1 protein-coding gene is annotated in these 924 nt (G+C 65.6%); it reads left to right on the top strand.

Annotated elements, in window-relative coordinates:
• Positions 1 to 12: 12 nt before the first annotated feature.
• The coding region (locus COA17_RS18335) for an efflux RND transporter permease subunit (protein ID WP_245857945.1) at positions 13 to 924 on the top strand (912 nt) is incomplete at its 3' end.

The following is a 924-nucleotide window of genomic DNA, read 5'->3' as shown; positions in this document are numbered from 1 at the left end:
GTCGCGGGTGGCTTGCTGCTTTCCGGCGTGGGCTATCTGGGATTCAAGGATCAGTTCCTGCCTGACTTCCGCGAGACCGACTTCCTGATGCACTTCGTCGAGAAGCCGGGGGTTGGCATCGATGCGATGGACCGCATCACAATCCGCGCCTCGAAGGAACTGCGCGCAATCCCCGGCGTGCGCAACTTCGGCGCGCATATCGGCCGTGCCGAGGCTGCCGACGAAGTGGTCGGGCCGAACTTCACCGAGCTGTGGATCAGCCTCGATGACAAAGCCGACTACGACGCCAGCGTCGCGCGCATCAAGGAAGTGGTCGAAGGCTATCCCGGTCTCTACCGCGACGTGCTCACCTATCTGCGCGAGCGCATTAAGGAGGTGCTCTCGGGCGCAGGCGCAACCGTCGTGGTGCGGATCTACGGCCCCGATCAGGACGAGCTGCGCGCCGCAGCGGAGCGGGTTCGCGGGAAAGTCGCCAGCATTCCCGGCGTCACTGACCTCAAAGTCGAACAGCAGGTCCTCGTGCCGCAAATCCAGATCCGCCCACGTGCGGCCGATCTGGTCACTCTGGGCCTGACGCCGGGCGAAGTGCGGCGACAGGCACAGACCCTCGTCGCTGGCGAGAAGCTGGGCGAGATCTACCGCGATCAGAAAGCGTTTGATGTCGCCCTTTGGGGCGAGCCGGCCATTCGGGGCGACCAGCACGCGCTTGCCGATCTGATGATCCAGACCCCGGTCGGCGCGCCCGTCCGCCTTCGTGACGTTGCAGATGTGGTGATCGTGCCCGCACCCAACGAGATCAAGCGCGAGGACGGGCAGCGCCGTCTCGATGTCACGCTCAACATCGCCAGCGACGCCGATCTCGGTGCCGTGGCTCGCGGGGTCGAGGCGGCGGTGAGCGAGGTGCCCTTTTCCACCGGCTACCAC

The sequence above is a fragment of the Sphingomonas ginsenosidimutans genome (assembly GCF_002374835.1).
Lineage (GTDB): Bacteria > Pseudomonadota > Alphaproteobacteria > Sphingomonadales > Sphingomonadaceae > Sphingomonas > Sphingomonas ginsenosidimutans.
Note: the sequence above shows the minus strand (reverse complement) of the source record. Positions and strands in the feature narration are given on the sequence as shown.